The organism is Streptomyces mauvecolor (assembly GCF_039532965.1).
Taxonomy (GTDB): domain Bacteria; phylum Actinomycetota; class Actinomycetes; order Streptomycetales; family Streptomycetaceae; genus Streptomyces; species Streptomyces violascens.
In genome coordinates this window covers 191,230-208,616 of the sequence record NZ_BAAASQ010000034.1, presented here as the reverse complement: position 1 = coordinate 208,616, position 17,387 = coordinate 191,230, and the positions used below count along the sequence as shown (strand labels likewise).

Annotated in this window: 20 protein-coding genes; 10 read left to right on the top strand and 10 right to left on the bottom strand. The window is 72.2% G+C overall.

Features of this window, described 5'->3' with window-relative positions:
• The first annotated feature begins 353 nt into the window (after positions 1 to 353).
• Positions 354 to 1,088 carry a 4'-phosphopantetheinyl transferase family protein gene (locus ABD346_RS33905; protein WP_344380150.1) on the top strand — a complete coding sequence of 245 codons (735 nt, stop codon included), beginning with the start codon at positions 354 to 356 and terminating at the stop codon, positions 1,086 to 1,088.
• A gap of 158 nt (positions 1,089 to 1,246) precedes the next feature.
• The gene (locus ABD346_RS33900; protein ID WP_344380149.1) at positions 1,247 to 1,621 is read left to right on the top strand and encodes a chorismate mutase; all 375 of its coding nucleotides are present in this window, start codon (positions 1,247 to 1,249) and stop codon (positions 1,619 to 1,621) included.
• Positions 1,622 to 1,691: 70 nt separating this feature from the next.
• Here ABD346_RS33900 and msrB read toward each other — a convergent pair whose 3' ends face one another.
• From msrB to ABD346_RS33880, 4 genes are all read right to left on the bottom strand, one after another.
• On the bottom strand, positions 1,692 to 2,093 hold the full coding sequence (msrB, locus tag ABD346_RS33895; protein ID WP_344380148.1) for a peptide-methionine (R)-S-oxide reductase MsrB: 402 nt from the start codon (positions 2,091 to 2,093) through the stop codon (positions 1,692 to 1,694).
• Positions 2,094 to 2,112: 19 nt separating this feature from the next.
• On the bottom strand, positions 2,113 to 3,507 hold the full coding sequence (murC, locus tag ABD346_RS33890; protein WP_344380147.1) for a UDP-N-acetylmuramate--L-alanine ligase: 1,395 nt from the start codon (positions 3,505 to 3,507) through the stop codon (positions 2,113 to 2,115).
• Positions 3,508 to 3,605: 98 nt separating this feature from the next.
• Positions 3,606 to 4,073: an indole-3-glycerol phosphate synthase gene (locus tag ABD346_RS33885; protein ID WP_344380146.1), complete on the bottom strand. Its 468-nt coding sequence runs from the start codon at positions 4,071 to 4,073 to the stop codon at positions 3,606 to 3,608.
• A gap of 153 nt (positions 4,074 to 4,226) precedes the next feature.
• Complete coding sequence (locus tag ABD346_RS33880) at positions 4,227 to 5,009, bottom strand: pyrimidine reductase family protein (protein ID WP_344380145.1); 783 nt, start codon at positions 5,007 to 5,009, stop codon at positions 4,227 to 4,229.
• Here ABD346_RS33880 and zapE point away from each other — a divergent pair.
• Positions 5,008 to 6,114 carry a cell division protein ZapE gene (gene zapE, locus ABD346_RS33875; protein ID WP_344380144.1) on the top strand — a complete coding sequence of 369 codons (1,107 nt, stop codon included), beginning with the start codon at positions 5,008 to 5,010 and terminating at the stop codon, positions 6,112 to 6,114. The two genes, ABD346_RS33880 and zapE, sit on opposite strands and share 2 nt — an antisense overlap.
• A gap of 66 nt (positions 6,115 to 6,180) precedes the next feature.
• Positions 6,181 to 6,606: an OsmC family protein gene (locus tag ABD346_RS33870; RefSeq protein ID WP_189965666.1), complete on the top strand. Its 426-nt coding sequence runs from the start codon at positions 6,181 to 6,183 to the stop codon at positions 6,604 to 6,606.
• Between the two features lie 166 nt (positions 6,607 to 6,772).
• Here ABD346_RS33870 and ABD346_RS33865 read toward each other — a convergent pair whose 3' ends face one another.
• Positions 6,773 to 7,525 carry a hypothetical protein gene (locus ABD346_RS33865; protein ID WP_344380143.1) on the bottom strand — a complete coding sequence of 251 codons (753 nt, stop codon included), beginning with the start codon at positions 7,523 to 7,525 and terminating at the stop codon, positions 6,773 to 6,775.
• Positions 7,526 to 7,767: 242 nt separating this feature from the next.
• Here ABD346_RS33865 and ABD346_RS33860 point away from each other — a divergent pair, with 242 nt between their 5' ends.
• Positions 7,768 to 8,613: a polysaccharide deacetylase family protein gene (locus ABD346_RS33860; RefSeq protein ID WP_344380142.1), complete on the top strand. Its 846-nt coding sequence runs from the start codon at positions 7,768 to 7,770 to the stop codon at positions 8,611 to 8,613.
• A 14-nt stretch (positions 8,614 to 8,627) separates the two neighbouring features.
• Here the strand turns inward: ABD346_RS33860 and ABD346_RS33855 are convergent, their stop codons facing one another.
• From ABD346_RS33855 to ABD346_RS33840, 4 genes are read right to left on the bottom strand one after another with little or no spacing between them, the layout of a single operon-like run.
• Positions 8,628 to 8,828 (bottom strand): hypothetical protein, encoded by a 201-nt coding sequence (locus ABD346_RS33855; protein ID WP_344380141.1) that lies wholly within the window; start codon positions 8,826 to 8,828, stop codon positions 8,628 to 8,630.
• Between the two features lie 32 nt (positions 8,829 to 8,860).
• The gene (locus tag ABD346_RS33850; RefSeq protein ID WP_344380140.1) at positions 8,861 to 9,493 is read right to left on the bottom strand and encodes an ABC transporter; all 633 of its coding nucleotides are present in this window, start codon (positions 9,491 to 9,493) and stop codon (positions 8,861 to 8,863) included.
• A complete protein-coding gene (locus ABD346_RS33845; RefSeq protein WP_417801265.1) occupies positions 9,490 to 10,482 on the bottom strand; it encodes an ATP-binding cassette domain-containing protein in 993 nt (330 codons plus the stop codon). The genes ABD346_RS33850 and ABD346_RS33845 overlap by 4 nt, the downstream gene beginning before the upstream one ends.
• A gap of 23 nt (positions 10,483 to 10,505) precedes the next feature.
• On the bottom strand, positions 10,506 to 11,183 hold the full coding sequence (locus tag ABD346_RS33840) for an AIM24 family protein (protein ID WP_344380139.1): 678 nt from the start codon (positions 11,181 to 11,183) through the stop codon (positions 10,506 to 10,508).
• 70 nt (positions 11,184 to 11,253) lie between these two features.
• Here ABD346_RS33840 and ABD346_RS33835 point away from each other — a divergent pair, with 70 nt between their 5' ends.
• Positions 11,254 to 11,982: a peptidyl-tRNA hydrolase gene (locus ABD346_RS33835; protein ID WP_344380138.1), complete on the top strand. Its 729-nt coding sequence runs from the start codon at positions 11,254 to 11,256 to the stop codon at positions 11,980 to 11,982.
• A gap of 18 nt (positions 11,983 to 12,000) precedes the next feature.
• Here the strand turns inward: ABD346_RS33835 and ABD346_RS33830 are convergent, their stop codons facing one another.
• The gene (locus tag ABD346_RS33830; protein ID WP_344380137.1) at positions 12,001 to 13,317 is read right to left on the bottom strand and encodes an alpha/beta hydrolase; all 1,317 of its coding nucleotides are present in this window, start codon (positions 13,315 to 13,317) and stop codon (positions 12,001 to 12,003) included.
• A gap of 277 nt (positions 13,318 to 13,594) precedes the next feature.
• Here ABD346_RS33830 and ABD346_RS33825 point away from each other — a divergent pair, with 277 nt between their 5' ends.
• The 4 genes from ABD346_RS33825 to ABD346_RS33810 all read left to right on the top strand — a co-directional run bounded on the left by ABD346_RS33825 (position 13,595) and on the right by ABD346_RS33810 (position 17,347).
• Positions 13,595 to 14,200, top strand: coding sequence for a DUF4142 domain-containing protein (locus ABD346_RS33825; protein ID WP_381226388.1), 606 nt, complete (start codon positions 13,595 to 13,597; stop codon positions 14,198 to 14,200).
• An 84-nt stretch (positions 14,201 to 14,284) separates the two neighbouring features.
• Entirely contained in the window at positions 14,285 to 15,571 is a 1,287-nt protein-coding gene (locus tag ABD346_RS33820) for an MbnB/TglH/ChrH family RiPP precursor modification enzyme (protein ID WP_344380136.1), read from the top strand.
• Positions 15,572 to 15,734: 163 nt separating this feature from the next.
• Positions 15,735 to 16,514: a DUF4142 domain-containing protein gene (locus ABD346_RS33815; RefSeq protein WP_344380135.1), complete on the top strand. Its 780-nt coding sequence runs from the start codon at positions 15,735 to 15,737 to the stop codon at positions 16,512 to 16,514.
• A gap of 74 nt (positions 16,515 to 16,588) precedes the next feature.
• Complete coding sequence (locus ABD346_RS33810) at positions 16,589 to 17,347, top strand: TIGR04222 domain-containing membrane protein (RefSeq protein WP_344380134.1); 759 nt, start codon at positions 16,589 to 16,591, stop codon at positions 17,345 to 17,347.
• Positions 17,348 to 17,387: the final 40 nt, after the last annotated feature.

Sequence of the window (17,387 nt, the reverse complement as noted above, 5' to 3'; positions counted from 1 at the left end):
TTCCCTTCGGTATTTCGTGTTCCCGACTCTATCAGACTCTTTCGTGTCCGATTCCCCGTCGAGATGGGGTTTGTCTTTCCGACTGTTGGGCCGTTCCGACGTCCCGAACTCTAGCTGATTTCCCCGGCCGATTCATAATCGAGTCTTCCGGTGCGACCAAAAATAGAATTCGGCATGCCGAATTCACCCCGGGCGGGAGATCGTGCTGAGTTGGGTGCCGCAGAACCTGCGGCGGACGGCTGCTGCGGAACCGTTCCGGCTCCGTGGCAACTCGAAGGACCTTACGGCCCTGCCGGGCCGGCGTCAACTTCGGGGGTCAACCCGGCGCAACCCGGGGGCTGTAGCGTTCCTCCGTGACCTTGATCCTCGAACCCGACACCGCCGTCGCGCACGCCTGGTGGTGGCGTACCGGAGACGGCCCCATCGATCCGGCCGACCTGGCCCTGCTCAGTAAGGACGAGCGCGACCGCGCCGCACGGTTCGTGCACGTGAGGACGGCGGTGGGTTACGTCGCCGCGCGCGCCGCGAGCCGGCGGATCCTCTCGGAACTCCTCGATGTGGCGCCCGCAGAGATAGGCCTCGGCCGCAGGCCGTGCCCGGGGTGCGGTGATCCGCTGCACGGGCCGCCCGCCGTGCTGCACCCGGACTCCCCTCTATGGATCAGCATTTCGCACACGGACGGCTGCGGCATGCTCGCCGTGGCCCGCGTCCCTGTGGGGGTGGACGTCGAGGTCGTACGGGAATTCCCGATCGAGGAGCTCGCGCCGTCCACGCTGACCGAGTCCGAGCGCCGGGTCGTGCTCGGCGCTCCCGGAGGGGATGCCCGCACTCAGGCCTTCCTGCGCTGCTGGACGCGTAAGGAGGCCGTGCTCAAGGCGGTGGGTGTCGGGATCACCACCGATCTGTCCGCCGTCGAAACCCGGCCAGAGAGCTCCGGTCCGGCCGTCGTGGCCGCCGGGGTGCCCGGAACGCCCGGATCCTGGACGGTGACGGACCTCGCCGTGCCCGGCACCTGGGCCGCAGCCATATCCGTACCCGCGGAAGCCGACGGCGGCCACTTCGACGTCCAGCTCCACGAGCACGCCTGAGCGGCGCCACCAGCGGCCCCGCCGCCTCAGGAAAACCACCTGGCGCACGCGTTGAGGTGCCGAACTGTCCTGTTCCATCCGGCGAGTTCGTCCGACCAGCACGCCATCACTTGATAGGCGTTGAGGCATGGAAAACGCCCCGCCGTCCGCCGCCGTCCATGACTGACCTTCCCGTACCGGGATCCGCACCAGGCCGACCGTCCAGCACGTCAACTGCCCTGCCCCACGAGGAGAGCACCATGACCCTGCAGACACTGCCGACCGGCGACAAGGCCACCACGGAAGCCGCCATCGCGGAGCTCAGAAGCTCCATCGACGTGCTCGACGCCGAGATCATCGGCCTCCTGGAACACCGCCGCGAGCTGTCCGAGGCCGTCCAGGAGGTCCGGATCGCCGCGGGCGGGCGGCGTACCGAGTTCAGCCGCGAGAACGTGATCATCAAGCGGTACGCCGACCGGTTCGGGCGCCCCGGAAGCGCCATCGCGATGAAGATCCTCGAAATCTGCCGGGGCTCCATCAAAGTGAGCCGGTAGAAAGCCCGGTGGAAGGCGAAGGGGCCGGGACGGACTCGGTGTCCGTCCCGGCCCCTTCCGGGCTTCCGCGTTACTTCTCGGTCAGCCGCAGCGAAATGCTGTTGATGCAGTACCGCTGGTCCGTCGGGGTCGGGTAGCCCTCGCCCTCGAAGACATGGCCCAGGTGGGAGCCGCAGCGGGCGCAGCGCACCTCGGTGCGGACCATGCCGTGGGTGCGGTCCTCGATGAGTTCGACCGCCTCGGTGTCCTTCGGGTCGAAGAAGCTCGGCCAGCCGCAGTGCGACTCGAACTTCTCGCCGGAGGTGAAGAGCTCGGCCCCGCAGGCACGGCAGGAGTACACGCCCTCCGTCTTGGTGTCGGTGTACTCACCGACGAACGCGGGCTCCGTGCCGGCCTGGCGCAGCACCTGGTACTCGGCGGGCGTCAGCTCCGCGCGCCACTGCTCGTCCGGCTTCTCGACGTCGTACGACATGGGGTGCTCCTCGGTCGGATCAGTTCGACAGGCGGGCCAGGATGGCCGGGCCGAGGTCCGTCACGTCGCCCGCGCCCATGGTGAGAACGAGATCGCCGGGGGCTGCCATTCCCGCGACGACGTCCGGGACGGTCGACTTGTCGTGTACGGCGGTGACCGTGGCGCCCGCCGCCTTGGCCGCGTCGATGATCAGCGCGCTGGTGACGCCGGGGACCGGGTCCTCGCGGGCCGGGTAGATGTCGAGGACGACGGAGAGGTCGGCCAGTGCCAGGGCCTCGCCCATCTCCTTGCCGAGCTCCTGGGTGCGGGAGAACAGGTGGGGCTGGAAGACCACCAGGAGGCGCGCGTCGGATGCCGCGCCCCGCATCGCCTCCAGGTCGGCGGTCATCTCGGTGGGGTGGTGTGCGTACGAGTCGATGACCTGGACGCCCTTGGCCTCGCCCTTGAGCTGGAGGCGACGCTTGACGCCGGTGTACTTGCCGAGCGCGGAGGCCAGGTTGTGCGCCGGGATGCCGAGCGCGACGCCCGCGGCGAGCGCGGCCACCGCGTTGTGGGCGTAGTGGCGGCCGGGGACCGACACCGTGAAGGTCAGGAACTTGCCGTTCAGGAGGACGGTCACCTCGGAGGTGAGGCCGCGCGGGGTGACCTTGTGGACGCGTACGTCCGCCGTCTCCGACTCGCCGTACGTGACGACGTTGAGCGAGGACAGGTCGCGGACGCGCTTCGTGAGCTCGACCGCGCCGGGCTGGTCGGCGGCGATCACCAGGGTGCCGCCGGGCCTGACCTTGCCGACGAAGGTCTCGAACGAGTCGTAGATCTCGTCCATCGAGGCGTAGTTGGCGTGGTGGTCGAGCTCGACGTTGAGGACGATGGCGACCTCGGGGTCGTACTTCTGGAAGCTGCGGTCGCTCTCGTCGGCCTCGGCCACGAAGATGTCGCCCTCGCCGTGCCGGGCGTTGGTGCCAGGCCCTTCGAGGTCGCCGCCGATCGCGTACGAGGGGTCGAGGCCCAGCTCGGTCAGGGCGACGGCCAGCATCGAGGTGGTGGTCGTCTTGCCGTGGGTGCCCGCCACGGCGATGGCGCGCAGGCCGCCCATGAGCGAGGCGAGCGCGTCGGAGCGGTGCACGACGGGCACGGACAGCTCGGCGGCGCGGGCCAGCTCGGGGTTGTCGGCGCGAATCGCGCTGGAGACGACCACACAGGTGGCGTCGTCGGCGAGGTGCTCGGCCGCGTGGCCGATGTGCACGGTCGCGCCGAGCGCTCGCAGCGCTTCGGCGGTGGCGGACTCCTTCGCGTCGCTGCCCGCGACCTGGGCCCCGCGCTGGGCCAGGATCTTCGCGATGCCCGACATGCCGGCACCGCCGATGCCGATGAAGTGCGGCCGTTCCATGGCGGTGGGAATGGCGGATGCCATGCGGTTCTCTCCCGGGGTGCGACGTACAGAAGGAGCCCCCACCCTAATTCCTGCGGGGGCTCCGGCCGCGACACGGCTCCGGACGGGGCCGCGCGGGGCTACTCGCTGTGGGCGAAAAGCTTGAGGACGGGGACGCCGACCTTGTGGCGGGCCCGCGATGCCCAGTCCCGGTGGAAGAACTCCTCCACGTAGTGCGGGGCCGTCAGGACGATGACCTCGTCGGCGTTCACCTCGTCGACCACGCCCTTCAGCTTGTCCAGGGGATGGTCGTCGACCACATGGCCCACCGCCTTGCTTCCGGCGTCCCGCAGCGACTGCACGGAATGCTGGAGCGCCAGTTCGGCGGGTCCCTGCGCGGCGGAGCCCTCCGGTTCCTCACCCTCGTGGACGGCTTCGTCGAGTTCGCCGAGCGCCACGTCGTCGATGGCGCGCAGCAACCGGTCCTGATCGCCCCTCGGCTGCATGAGCACGACAAAGGAAACCGGCTCGTCCCCGTGCAGGGTGGTGACGAATTCCACGTCGACGGAGGTCAGGGGCTTCTCGATCATCAATACGCTCGTGAACACGACAGGCGCCCTTCTGTTTTCTCCATGGCCGCCGCCACCGCTGACTGGCGGGTACGGCCCCTGCGGAAACCATCCTTCCCCGTGCCCGCACGGGGTCTGCGTGAGTAAGTGTGCCCAGCGTGAGCTAACCGGAACGGCGAATTCCACCGATTGTCAGATTCGACGGTAACGCGTGTAGAGGAACCCGGCGTCCTCCAGGACGGACGTCGGCGCGAACCGCTGGGGGACCTTCACCGCGGGCCCGCCGGCGATGCGCTGCGCGTCGCCGGCGGTCAGCGTCGGGGACACCGTCAGGCACAGCTCGTCGAGCACTCCGGCAGCCACGAACTGGCCGAGCAGTCGCGGCCCGCCCTCGGTGAGCAGCCGCAGCAGGCCGCGGTCGGCCAGGGCCTGCACGGCCCACGCGGGCTCGACGCCGGGGCCGTCGCCCGCGACCACCACCTCGGCGCCCGCCCGCTCGGCCGCCCGGACCCGGTCGGGGTCGGCGGCCGCCCCGGTCAGGATCAGGGTCGGGACGAGGGGCGAGGTGAACAGGGGCAGCGAGAAGTCGAGGTCGAGGCTGGCGGTGACCACGGCGATCACGGGGGCGGGGCCCTGCCCGGCCGCCTTGCGGCGCTCGGCGAACTCCGCGCGCGCCCGGGCGGGCCGGTATCCCTCCAGGCGTACCGTTTCCGCGCCCACCACCACCGCGTCCGCGAGCGCCCGCAGGGTGCCGAAGATCCGCATGTCGGTGTCGGAGGACAGCGGCTGCGAGCGGCCTTCGTGCTGGCCCGCGCCGTCCAGCGAGGACACCATGTTGGCCCGCAGCCAGGGGCCGTCCGTACGGGGATAGGCGTAGGCGTCGGCCAGCCGGTCGAGCGACCACTCTGCGCTTTCTGCCTGCTCGGCGCCCTCGGCGTCCGGTGTCTGGTCGGTCACAGGGAACAGTTGTCGCATGCCGTGCAGTCTGGCACGGCCCTTACAGTTAGGGACTGTGTCGACCAGCCCCATAACCGAAGCGGCCCCGGTGTCGCTCTGCGCCCGCGCGCCGCATGTCCCCGCCGATCGTCTGGTCGCCGAGATGGTGCCGCCGCCGCGGTTCGACTCGGTCCGCTTCGAGACGTACGTACCGGACCCGAACCAGCCGAGCCAGAGCGAGGCGGTCACCGTTCTGTCGTCCTTCGCCGCGGGGCTCGGCGGGGCGCACGCCGTCGGTGCCAGGCGCCGCTGGTTCGCGAAGAAGCCGGCCGCCACGACCGGGCCGCGCGGGGTGTACCTCGACGGCGGTTACGGCGTAGGCAAGACCCATCTGCTCGCCTCGCTGTGGCACGCCACTCCGGCCGAGCCCGCGCTCAAGGCCTTCGGCACGTTCGTCGAGCTGACGAACCTGGTGGGCGCCCTCGGTTTCCAGCAGACGGTGCAGACGCTGAGCGGCCACCGGCTGCTCTGCATCGACGAGTTCGAGCTCGACGACCCGGGCGACACCGTGCTCGTGTCCTCGCTCCTCCGCAGGCTCGTCGAGAACGGTGTGGCGCTCGCCGCGACGTCCAACACGCTGCCCGGCAAGCTCGGCGAGGGCCGGTTCGCGGCCGTGGACTTCCTGCGCGAGATCCAGGGCCTCTCGGCGCACTTCCGCCCGCTGCGGATCGACGGCGAGGACTACCGCCACCGGGGGCTGCCCGAGGCCCCGGCCCCGTACTCCGACGAGCAGGTCACCAAAGCGGCGTACGCCACCGAGGGCGCGGCGCTCGACGACTTCCCGCAGCTGCTCGACCACCTCTCGCGCGTCCACCCCAGCCGCTACGGCGCGCTGACGGACGGGGTGCGCGCGGTGTGCCTGACCGATGTGCGGCCGGTGCCCGACCAGTCGACCGCGCTGCGCCTCGTGGTGCTCGCCGACCGGCTGTACGACCGCGAGGTGCCGGTGCTCGCCTCGGGCGTGCCCTTCGACCGGCTGTTCAGTGACGAGATGCTGAACGGCGGCTACCGCAAGAAGTACTTCCGGGCGATCTCCCGTCTGACCGCGCTCGCCCGCGACGCGAAGGGCCTTGTGGCGCAGTAGGTTTGGGGCCGAGGGGGCCGAAGCTGCATCCGTCCGTGGTCCCCTCGGCCACAGAAGGGAATCACCATGGCCACCACGCGCACGGCGCACACGGTCTGGGAAGGCGAGCTCATCAAGGGCTCCGGCACCGTCACGTTCGACTCCTCGGGCATCGCGTCCCAGGCCGTCTCCTGGCCGTCCCGCGCCGAGCAGGCCAACGGCAAGACCAGCCCGGAGGAGCTCATCGCGGGCGCCCACTCCAGCTGCTTCTCGATGGCGCTTTCGCACGGCCTGACCGGCGCGGGCACCCCTCCCACCCGCCTGGAGACCAAGGCCGACGTCACCTTCCAGCCCGGCGAGGGCATCACCGGCATCCACCTCACCGTTCGCGGCGAGGTCCCCGGCCTCGACGAGGAGGGCTTCCAGGCGGCCGCCGAGGACGCCAAGAAGAACTGCCCGGTGAGCCAGGCCCTTTCGGGGACCACCATCACGCTCACCGCCGAGCTCGCCTGAGGCTGCCGCCCGCCGTACGTTCCCTCGCACGATCGGGGGAACGTGCCGGGACCGGAGGGGGGTGCGCAGTGGCCGGGGCGGGGCACGAACTCCGCGAGCCGCCGCGCATCCCCGCCCGTCCCCGCCCGGATGGGTGAATGTCCCGCCGGAGTTCAGGACGTGCGGCTCAGGACGTGCGGGTCATCAGGCCCGAGATGTCGACGGTCTCGGCGGGGGACGGGGTCGCGGTGGGCACCGGCTGGTCGAAGCCGTCGAAGCGGACGGTCGCATCGGGCACGGCGCTGCCCCGGGCGATGGTGATCCGCACCGGGTAGGGCTTGCCGGTCGCCGCGACGTCGAGCGTGTAGGTGCGGCCCTGCTCGGTGGCCGTCACCGGGATGACCGCGGTGCCGTCGAGCGTGGTCGGCGTGCCCTTGGTGAGGCCGGTGGCCGGTATCTCGGCGGAGGTGTCGAGGTACTGCTGGAAGGTGTCGAGGTCGCACACGCCGGTCGTGGCCCGGAGCACCGGGTCGTCGGTGGTGCCCTTCAGATACCGGTTGCCGACGAGCGAGGCCAGCGCGCTGCCGCCGCCCGGCACCTCGTTCTTCCAGAATGCCGCGTCCGGCTTCATCCACACGTCCGCGCCCCGCTTCACGATCTCGACCGAGCCCTGCGGGCCGAGACTCACCGAACCGCGGCAGTTCCCGGACCGGTCGAGCGTGAGGTCGAAGGAGGTCGGGGAGCCGGGTGAGCGCAGGTCGCCCTTGGCCGTGATGTGCAGGGATTTCGCGCCGAGCAGGGCTTCGTGGGAGCGCTGGGAGATCTGGTCGGCGGTGAGTGAGCCGGTGTCGTCGGCGTGAGCGGTGGCCGCGCCCGCGAGGGGGAGCAGGGCCGCCGAGCAGAGTGCCGCCGAGCATGCGGCCGTACGGTATCCGGACACGTCGCCTCCCTGGGGCCTTGAACCGCGCCTTGCCTGCGAAGGGGCCTGTTCGGGCGTGTGATCCGTATGCAACGAGCCTAGTCCGCCGGGGCGGATCGGTCTCGTTGCGGGGCCGGAGGGCCGGGATCCCGGGCGTACGGGACGGGCCTTCGGAGGTGCCGCTGTACGGCATTGGCCGGAATCTCCGGGGCTGCGGGAGCGGCGCGAACAAATAGGCCGATACGATCGGATACTTTCCGTTTGTGACCATTACTGTACGTAAGCTGCTCGCGGTTGCCCTGCTCGGTGCCTCGCTCGCGGGCTGCGGCTCCGACCCCGCGCCGCACAAGGCGGCCCCCTCGGCCTCGGCGGCCGCGGGCGCGCCCAAGAGCCCTCCCACGCTGGCACCCGGCCCCGGCGGAATCACCCCGGTCTTCGAGCGGGCACCCAAGAACCCCCAGGGCGAGAAGGTCGTCGCGCTGACCTTCGACGCGGACATGACGGCCGACCAGGGTCCGCGCGCGGCGGGCGGCGAGCACTTCGACAACCCCGCGCTCATCGCCGATCTCAAGCGGCTGAAGGTGCCGGCCACGGTGTTCATGACCGGCCGGTGGGCCAAGGAGTATCCGGCCGAGGCCCGTGCCATCGGGACCGACCCCAACTTCGAGATCGGCAACCACTCCTACAGCCACTACGCGTTCAAGGCCGACTGCTACGGGTTGCCCGTGGTCGAGAAGAACCGCAGGCGGGCCGACGTGGAGAAGGCGGCGGCCCAGTTCAAGAAGGCCGGGGTGCAGAACGCCGTGCCGTACTTCCGCTTCCCCGGCGGCTGCTACGACGACGAGGTGCTGCGCACGCTGGCCCCGCTGAAGATGACCGCCGTCCAGTGGGACGTGGTGAGCGGGGACGCCTTCGCCAAGGACGCGAACGCGGTCGCCGAGCAGGTCGTGGCCGGGGTGCAGCCGGGCTCGCTCGTGGTCATGCACTGCACGCGCAGCGCGGCGCCGGTCACCGACGCGGCGATTCAGCGCATCGTGCCGGAGCTGCGCAAGCGCGGGTACCGCTTCGTGAAGGTCTCCGACCTGATCCGCAGCGCCACGCACCACTGAGTCCCGGCCGGCGGTCAGCCTGAGCAGGCCGTGCGCTGGGCCTCCTGCCACTCGCAGACCGGGCACAGCGTGCTGCCCTTGGTCGACTCCGGGTACTCGGTCGGCCTGCGGCACAGCACGCACTCGGCGAAGGGGCCGTCCAGCGGGCCGGGCGCGGCGGCCGCGGCAACGGGCCCGCCCGCGCAGTACGTCCCGGGATCCTGCGTCTCGTCCATGCCGTCGAGCCTAATCGGGTACGGGGGCGGGTTCAGCGGCGTCGTGAGCTGAGCGCGCAGACCCCGGCGGCGGCCGCTCCCGCGAGGACGATCGCTGCGGCGAGCGGCAGCACCGCCAGGTGTACGGCGCCGGTCCGCGAGCCGCTGACCAGGCCGAACACCGCGTACTGCGCGGGCGACGGCGCGAGCACCAGGGCGAGCAGTGCGGCCAGTGCGGTGAGCGAGAGGGACCAGCCCCGGCCGTGCAGCACCGGACGGCTGCCGAGCGCGCCGACCACGACGCCGGTCAGCACACAGACCCCGGTGGCGATCAGCCCCGCCAGGGTCGCGGAACCCAGTGGCACCGCGACCTTGTGGTCCCCGCTCGCGAGGCCGAGCAGGGCCGCCGAGCCGGTCGCCGCAAGCAGCGACGCGAGGTGGACCCGGGCCGGGCCGGCCGCCGCGGCGGCGCAGGTGCGGGCGGCCTCCGGCTCCTGGGTGACGCAGATCCGCACGAGCCATGCCGCGACCGGGAGCAGCCCGGCGGCCGCGTATCCCAGGGAGTCGAGGACCGGCTCCCCCGCCTGCACGCCGATGCCCAGGAAGGCCGCGTACAGCAGGACCGGACCCAGCCAGCGCTGGGAACGCAGGAGCAGCGCGCTCTGGTAGCGGAGAAGCGGGATCACTGGCTGCGCACTCCTTGGATGTGCCAGGGCGGACGGGCCGCGAGCAGGACGCGCAGCAGGTCGTCGGAGTGGTCGGCGGCCACACGGAGGGTGCGGGTGCCGTCGGGAGCTTCCAACTCCTCGGGGGCGCCGGGCAGGTGAGCCGGTAGCGGGGTGGTTCCGACTATGTCGATGAGGAGGGTCCGGCCCACGTGGGGCGGCGCCACGTGGGCGGGGGGCACATGGGTCGGCGCCACATGGGCGGGGGCCACATGGGTGGGGCTCACATGGCTCGGCACGACATGGTCCGGGCCCACACGGTCCGGGCCCACATGGTCCGGGCTCGCATGGCTCGGGCCCACACAGCCCGACACCACACAGGCCGGTCCCCCATGGCTCGGGCCCACATCGTTCAGGGGCACCCGCTCCAAGCCCGCCCCCACCACCGCGTACCGCGCGTCCTCCCCGCCGGACAGTCGCTTCGGGTCGTGGTCGACGAAGACGACCGTCGCGCCCGCCGCCACGCGTTCGTGCACCGCGCGGTCGAGTTCGTTGCGGGCCTCGGTGTCGAGGCCGGTCCATGCCTCGTCCAGGACGAGGAGTGCGGGGTCGGCGAGCAGGGCCTGGGCCACGGCGACCTTCTGGCTGGTGCCCTTCGAGAGTTCGGCGAGCGGGGTGCCCGCGTGCCCGGCCGCACCGAACCGCTCCAGCCACTGTCCCGCCCGCTCCTTCGCCGTCCGGCGCGGCAGGCCGTGGACGCGGCCGAGGTGCGTGAGATAGCCGAGGGCCGTGAAGGGCAGCGCCGCCGGGAAGCGTTCGGGGACGTACGCGGTGCGCGGGCGTCCTGTGACGCGGCCCTCGGTCGGCGCGTCGATGCCCGCGAGGAGCCTCAACAGGGTTGACTTTCCTGTGCCGTTGGCGCCCTCGACCCGGACCAGGGCGCCCTCGGCCAGGTCCAGGTCGATGCCGCGCAGGACCCAGGGGCCGCCGATGGAGTACCGGCGGCCCACGCCCCGCAGTGCGCGTGCGGTGTTCAGTGCTGCTGCGCCTTCTGCGGAGTCGCCTCGCTCGGCCGGACGATGACGTAGCCCTCGCCCTGGAGCATCAGCTGGACGGCTTCGCCGGAGCCGCCGCGCAGCATCGAGCCGATGGACTGCGAACGGTGCAGCGAGGTCTGGAGGTTGGCGCTCCAGCCGACCACCGCGTCGGTGTCGACGTACACCGGCAGCTGCGGGGAGACCGGGATGACCAGCGGGTTGCCCTCGCAGACCAGGCCGAGCCGGCCGTAGCCGCTGAAGACGCTGTTGAAGAGGCCGCCGCCGGCGATGCCGGAGCCCTTGACCGTCTTGATCTCGTAGCTGAGCGAGGCATCGAAGCACAGCACGTTGCGGCCGTTGATCGTCAGGGCGTCGCCCTGCTCGATGTCGACGATGAAGCAGTTCTGCGCCTCGTGCGCGAACCAGGCCTCGCCCTGGCCGCTGACCGACATCAGGGGCAGGCCCTCACCGGTCACCGCGCGCTTGAGCATGCCGCCGATGCCCTGGCCGCGCCGCTCGAACTGGAGGGTGCCGCGGTAGGCGATCATCGCGCCCTGGCGGGCGAGCATCTCGCCGTTGACGGCGTACTTGATCGACTTGGCGTTCTCCAGCGTCATTCCGGCGACGGTCGCCGGCTGGGCCATGTTCTCTTTGGCAAAAAGGTCGCTCTTCATGCGCGCATCCTGTCCCGGAACGATTCATTCCGCCAAGAATCACCGGTTCGGCGGCTGGCAGACTGGTGGGGTGAGCACTCAGGACACCTCTTCCGACAGCCCCTTCCACCACGAGTCCCCGCGCGACGAGGCGCCGCAGTACGTGCTGCCGCTGGTCGTACGCATCGAGAAGGCCGAGCCCCCGGCGCGTACCGACGCGCTGGAGACGGCGGCCCGCGCGGTGCTCGTGATGCTCTCCGACGAGCGGTCTCTGGGCGAGGGCGACGACGAGGGCGAGTGGGCTCGGCTCATGCGCGACTGGCAGGACGCGCGGATCCGCAAGGTGGTGCGACGGGCCCGCGGCGCGGAGTGGCGCAAGGCCTCGGCGCTGCCCGGCATCACGGTGACCGGGAAGGCGGCGGAGGTACGCGTCTTCCCGCCGGTGCCGCTGGACGGATGGCCCAAGGAGCTGGCCAAGCTCCAGGTGTCGGGGACGGACCTGGACGACCCGGCGGATCCGGATGCCCCCGATCCGCTCGCGCCGGTCCTCTGGCTCAACCCGGACCTCGACATGTCCGCGGGCAAGGCCATGGCGCAGGCCGGGCACGGCGCCCAGCTCGCCTGGTGGGAGCTGTCGGACACGGACCGAAAGGCCTGGCGCGAGGCGGGCTTCCCCCTCTCGGTACGCACCGCGGCCCCGGCCGCATGGCGCGAACTGACGCTCAGCGGGCTCCCGGTGGTCCGGGACGCGGGGTTCACCGAGATCGCCCCCGGCTCGTGCACGGTCGTCGCGGACCACCCGGCGCTGCGCGCGGCCTGACGCACGCCCTCCTGTCGGTCACCGCTCGCGCAACTGCCGGAACCAGCGGACGATGTCCGCCGTGGCCGCGACATTCGATCCCAGATGACGGGAGCCGTGGTGGTCGACCGGGCCGACATCGACGACCGGGACGTCCGCGCCGTTCTGGAGCAGCGCCTTGTGGCATGCCGTGGTGTTGGCGGTGGCGGCCTGTTCGTCCCCGGTCGCCAGGTAGAGCCTGGTCGGCGTGCGGGGCGCCCAGTCGGTGCAGACGGCGTCCGTGGTGCGCAGCGCCGCCGCCAGGGGGCCCGTCGGATGCGCGAGCAGTTCCCGGCCGTGCCGGGTCAGCAGCTCGCCGAGCGTGGCGGGGGTGCCGCTCATCAGCTGCTCGCCGGTGTGCGCGCCGTCGAAGAGTGCCTCTACGGTGCCGTCGTACGGGGCTCGGAAGACCTCGCCGGGCCGGTCGTAGAGGTGGTGGAGCCGGTTGAAGGCCACCAGGGTGTAAGCCGCGTACAGCACACCGGACTTGGCATCGAGGCGGCCCGCGAGCAGCGCGGACAGCTCGGTGCCGCCGAAGTCGTAGGCGCCGCTGACGGGTGCCAGCGCGCCCAGCCGGAACCACCGGTCCTCGCCCGCCTGAAGGGCCCGGCCGAGCGCCAGGGCCGCGGAGGCGCCTTGTGAGAATCCGGTGACCTGGACCGGGCGCTCCAGTACGTGCCCGGTGCGCGGCGCGAAGGCGCGCGCCGCTCTCAGCATGTCCAGGGAGGCCGTGGTCTCGGAGTCGATGTCCATCCAGGGGTGCGGGCCGGGGCCCTTGCCCATCCCCAGATAGTCGGGCGCCACGCCCGCGGCCCCCGCCGACGCGTGCGCGATCACCGGCGCGGACACGAAGCCGCCCCGGCCCATGGACGGGGAGTCGTTCTTGTGGGCGCCGGTGCCGTGTGCGAAGGAGACCGCCCGCAGCCGGCGTTCGCTGTGCAACGGCAGCACCAGCAGTCCGCTCGCCGTGGTGGGCCGCCCCTTCGGGTCGACCGTCCGGTAGACGAGGCGGTAGGCGACCACTCCGTGCCGGACCGCTCCGTCGTCGAACCCGGCGCCTCGCAGTTCGGCGGCCACCGCCCGCGCGGAGTCGAGCGTGTACAGCTTCTCGGCGGAGACCAGCGTGCCCCGGCCGTGCGACTCCTGTCCCGTCCGCGCGTGGGCGGAGGGCGCCGCGGCGGCCCCGGCCACGACCGGCCCGCCGAGCAGCAGACCGCAGCACAGGACGCACACGCCTGCCCGGCGGGCCGCCCGGTACCTGCGGGCGGTGCGCGACGACGCGGATGGTGACGGGAGTGGTGACGCGCAGATTCCCATGAGGTCCTCCAACTGGGTCTGGAACAAGGCCTGTTCAGACTCATGCGTCACCGCGGTCCATGCACTGGTGCAGTCCCCCGATGCCACCTGGGGCCCTCCCCCGCCGGCACCTCCCTCCCGCCGGCATACCGGTCGCTGAATTGTTCCTTCCGCCCTCTGAACGCAACACCCGCCCCAGCCGTATCCTCCGGTACCGCCGAGTAGCTCTTGCGCTCTCAACTGGCCGTCCCCGGGAGGCATCTTGTCGCGTGGAATAGTTCGTTCCGGTCGTTTTGCCCTGCGTCGCGTCAACGGCACAGGGCTGCTCATCGCGGTGCTCGTGGCAACGCTCGGCGCGCTCGCCTTTCCCGTCTGGTCGTACGCGGACCGGGGTGGGACCCCGCAGGCCACTCTCGACTCCGCGTCCACGCCGACCCCTTGGGGCCCGCTGTCCGCGACCGACCGGGAGTTCGTCACCAAGGTGCGGCTCGCCGGGCTCTGGGAGGGGCCGGCCGGGCAGCAGGCGCAGCAGCGGGCGCCCAGTGCGGCGATCAAGGCGGCCGGGGACCATCTCGTCATGGGGCATGCGGCGCTGAATCAGCACGACCTCGACGTCGCGTCCAAGCTCGGCATCGAGCTGCCCAGCCAGCCCAACGCCCAGCAGCAGGGCTGGCTGCGCCAGCTGACGGCGGACACCGGCATCGCCTACGAGCGGGACTTCGCCAACCTCCTGCGCGCAGCCCACGGCAAGGTGTTCGCCCTGGTTGCCCAGGTCCGCGCGACCACCCGGAACTCCCTCGTACGGGACCTGGCGACCGATGCCAACAACACCGTGCTCGACCACATGACGATGCTGGAGGCCACCGGCCTGGTGGACTTCGACGCGCTGGCCACGCCCAGCTGATCACCGAGGCCGCCAACCTCAAATCAAGCTCTGAACGTGCCCCGCGCGGGATTCGGCGGCGGGGCACCGGGCCATGACCTGTCCATGAAGCATTTGGGCATCGGCATCGGCTGGCGGCCTGAGATCGCTCGGGCGGTGGAGGGGCTCGACGGCATCGACTGGGTCGAGGCGGTCGCGGAGAACCTCTGCCCCGGCCACCTCCCCGACTCGCTGCTGCGCCTGCGCGAGCGCGGCGTCACCGTCGTGCCGCACGGGGTCTCGCTCGGCCTCGGCGGCGCCGAGCCTCCGGACGCGGGCCGCCTCGCCGATCTGGCGGCCCGGGCCGAGGCGCTCGGCTCCCCGCTCGTCACCGAGCACATCGCGTTCGTGCGCGCGGGCGGGGCGCTGACCGCCTCGCCGCCCCTGGAGGCGGGCCACCTCCTGCCGGTGCCGCGCACCCGGGACGCCCTGCACGTCCTGTGCGAGAACGTCCGCATCGCGCAGGACGCGCTGCCGGTGCCGCTCGCCCTGGAGAACATCGCCGCTCTGATCGACTGGCCCGACGAGGAGTTGACAGAGGGTCAGTTCCTGGCGGAGCTCGTCGAACGCACGGGTGTCCGCCTGCTCATCGACGTCGCCAATCTCCACACGAACCGGGTGAACCGCGGCGAGGACCCCGCGAAGGTCCTCGACGGGCTGCCCCTGGAGGCGATCGCGTACGTCCATGTCGCGGGCGGCGTCGAGCGCGACGGCGTGTGGCACGACACCCACGCCCACCCCGTACCCCCGGAGGTCCTCGACGTCCTGGCCGAACTGGCCTCGCGGGTGACGCCGCCCGGCGTGCTCCTGGAGCGGGACGAGGCGTTCCCGCCGGCGGCGGAACTGGCGGGCGAGCTCGATGCGATCCGGGCCACGCTGCGGGCCGCGGAGCCGCCAAGGGCGCCCTCCGCCCCCATGCGGCCCGGTCCCCACGGCGCCCCCGCGGACGTCGGCCGGTCACGCGAGCGGCTCGCCCTCGCCCAGACCGCCCTGCTCTCCTCGCTCACCGCGGGCACGCCCGCGCCCGCCGGTTTCGACGGGCCGCGCCTTCGGGTGCAGGCCCGGGCGCTCGCGGCCAAGCGGGCCGATGTGGTCGCCAAGGTGGCGCCCGAGCTGCCGGGGATCCTCGGGGAGGGGTACCGGGAGGCGTTCGCCTCGTACGCCAAGGCCCGGCCGATGCGGGGCGGTTACCGCCAGGACGCCCTGGACTTCGCGCGGTTCCTGCTCGACGCCGGGCGGCCCGCCGACGCGGAGGCCCGCCGCGCGCTCGCCCGCTGGTGGAAGGAGCGCGCCGGAGCCAGGCCGCCGGGCCGGGCGGCCCGGCTCCTTCGCACGCTGACCCGGGCGGCCTGATCCGGGAAGCCCAACCCGCCAACGTACCCCGCACTCAAGGGAGTTGACCGGAACTCCCGCACCACGTGACGACCCCCACACCATCCGGCCACCCATTTCACGAAACCTCCTCCGGGATCAGCGGCACCCGCACTACCGTGCGGCACCGCACCAGGAGGCACCCATGCGTCGCTTGTTGTCCGGTACCGGGCTCGTCGTCATCGCCCTCGCGGCGACCCTGCTCGCGCTGCTCTTCCCGCTCTGGTCGTACGCCGACCGCTCCGGCACGCCGCTCGCCGATCTCAACGCCGGTACGGTGGCGACCCGCTGGGGCCCCCTGTCCGCCGCCGACCGGGACTTCGTGGTGCGGGTGCGGCTCGCCGGGCTCTGGGAGGGACCGGCCGGCCAGCAGGCCATCGAGCGGGACCCCAGCGCCGCGGTGAAGGCGGCGGGGCAGCACCTCGTCGACGGGCACGCCTTCCTGGACGCCCGGGTCCGCGAGGTCGCGGCGGACCTGGGCATGGAGCTGCCCGACCAGCCCAACACCCAGCAGCAGGGCTGGCTGCGCCGGCTGACGGCGGACACCGGCATCGCCTACGAGCGGGACTTCGCCAACCTCCTGCGCGCAGCCCACGGCAAGGTGTTCGCGCTGGTCGCGCAGATCCGGGCCAACACCCGCAACTCGCTGGTGCGCGGGCTCGCCGACGATGCGAACACGACCGTCCTCGACCACATCAAGATGCTGGAAGCGACCGGGTTCGTCGACTTCGACGCGCTCGCGCGGGGCGCGGCGACCGCGAGCCCCACCGGGCCTCCGCCGCCCACGCCCGGGGCCACCCCGACGAGCCCGGTCCCCCTCCCGCCCCCGCCGTCCGACAGCGCGTCACCGTCGTTCCCGCTGCCGCCGGCCGCCTCCCGCCCCAAGGACGAGGCGTCGCCCGGACCCGCCTCCCACACTCCGTAACGAAGCAATAACCCGACGTCCATATTGTGGACAAGCCGTGGCGGCGAAGCGTCAACTTCGCATACAACTCGGCCATGTTCTGGGTCCTTTTCCTTCTGCCGGCGATCGTCGCGGCCGGGTTGTCCTGCGGCCGCCTGTGTCTCGCGGCCGTGGCCGCGGCCCGTCCCCAACCGCGGCCGGACGGGGAGCAGGGCCTGTCCTGTTACGAGGCCGCGTTCCTGGCGGGCGGTCCCTACCGGGTCGCCGACCTGACCCTGGTCTCCATGCACCGCGCCCGCCGGCTGCTGCTCGCGCACACCGGCTGGGCCACCGTCGTCGATCCCGAGGGACGCGACGACCTGGAGCGGTCCGTCCTCACCGCGATCGGCCCCGGCGGGCAGGAGCGGATAGCGGCGATACGGTCCGGCGCGGCCGCGGCCGACGCGGTGCGCTCGCTCGCCGACCGGCTCGCCGGAGCAGGGCTCGCCGTCCCCGACGCCGTGCGGTCCGGGGTCAGCTCCTCCGTGCGGGCGGTGCGCAGTGCCACCCTGCTGATCACCGTCCTCGCCGTCAGCGCGCTGCTCATGCCGGGCGAGGGGGACACCGGGCGGGGCGAGATCGCCGCCTGGTTCGCGCTCCCGCTCGTTCTCACGCTCGGCTGCCTCGTCATCGCCCGCGTCGAGATCCATCCGTACACCCGCTGGGCCTCGCCCGACGGACAGCGCCTGCTCGGCGGGCTCGACCCGGCGGGCGATCCGCTGACGGCGGTCGCGGTGCGCGGCCTGCGCGCGGTCGACGATCCCCAGCTGCGCAGCGCCCTGACGAGCGGTCGCTTCGCGCATCGGGGTCAATGACGGAGCCCGGAGCGGCCCCGCTGCTTTACTTCACCCCCGG

Excerpts from the sequence above, each read along its gene's own strand:
- ABD346_RS33900 (WP_344380149.1), top strand. The coding sequence starts at position 1,247 with ATGACTGACCTTCCCGTACCGGGATCCGCACCAGGCCGACCGTCCAGC.
- msrB (WP_344380148.1), bottom strand. The coding sequence starts at position 2,093 with ATGTCGTACGACGTCGAGAAGCCGGACGAGCAGTGGCGCGCGGAGCTG.
- murC (WP_344380147.1), bottom strand. The coding sequence starts at position 3,507 with ATGGCATCCGCCATTCCCACCGCCATGGAACGGCCGCACTTCATCGGC.
- zapE (WP_344380144.1), top strand. The coding sequence starts at position 5,008 with ATGCCGTGCAGTCTGGCACGGCCCTTACAGTTAGGGACTGTGTCGACC.
- ABD346_RS33880 (WP_344380145.1), bottom strand. The coding sequence starts at position 5,009 with ATGCGACAACTGTTCCCTGTGACCGACCAGACACCGGACGCCGAGGGC.
- ABD346_RS33870 (WP_189965666.1), top strand. The coding sequence starts at position 6,181 with ATGGCCACCACGCGCACGGCGCACACGGTCTGGGAAGGCGAGCTCATC.
- ABD346_RS33855 (WP_344380141.1), bottom strand. The coding sequence starts at position 8,828 with ATGGACGAGACGCAGGATCCCGGGACGTACTGCGCGGGCGGGCCCGTT.
- ABD346_RS33840 (WP_344380139.1), bottom strand. The coding sequence starts at position 11,183 with ATGAAGAGCGACCTTTTTGCCAAAGAGAACATGGCCCAGCCGGCGACC.
- ABD346_RS33830 (WP_344380137.1), bottom strand. The coding sequence starts at position 13,317 with ATGGGAATCTGCGCGTCACCACTCCCGTCACCATCCGCGTCGTCGCGC.
- ABD346_RS33820 (WP_344380136.1), top strand. The coding sequence starts at position 14,285 with ATGAAGCATTTGGGCATCGGCATCGGCTGGCGGCCTGAGATCGCTCGG.
- ABD346_RS33815 (WP_344380135.1), top strand. The coding sequence starts at position 15,735 with ATGCGTCGCTTGTTGTCCGGTACCGGGCTCGTCGTCATCGCCCTCGCG.
- ABD346_RS33810 (WP_344380134.1), top strand. The coding sequence starts at position 16,589 with ATGTTCTGGGTCCTTTTCCTTCTGCCGGCGATCGTCGCGGCCGGGTTG.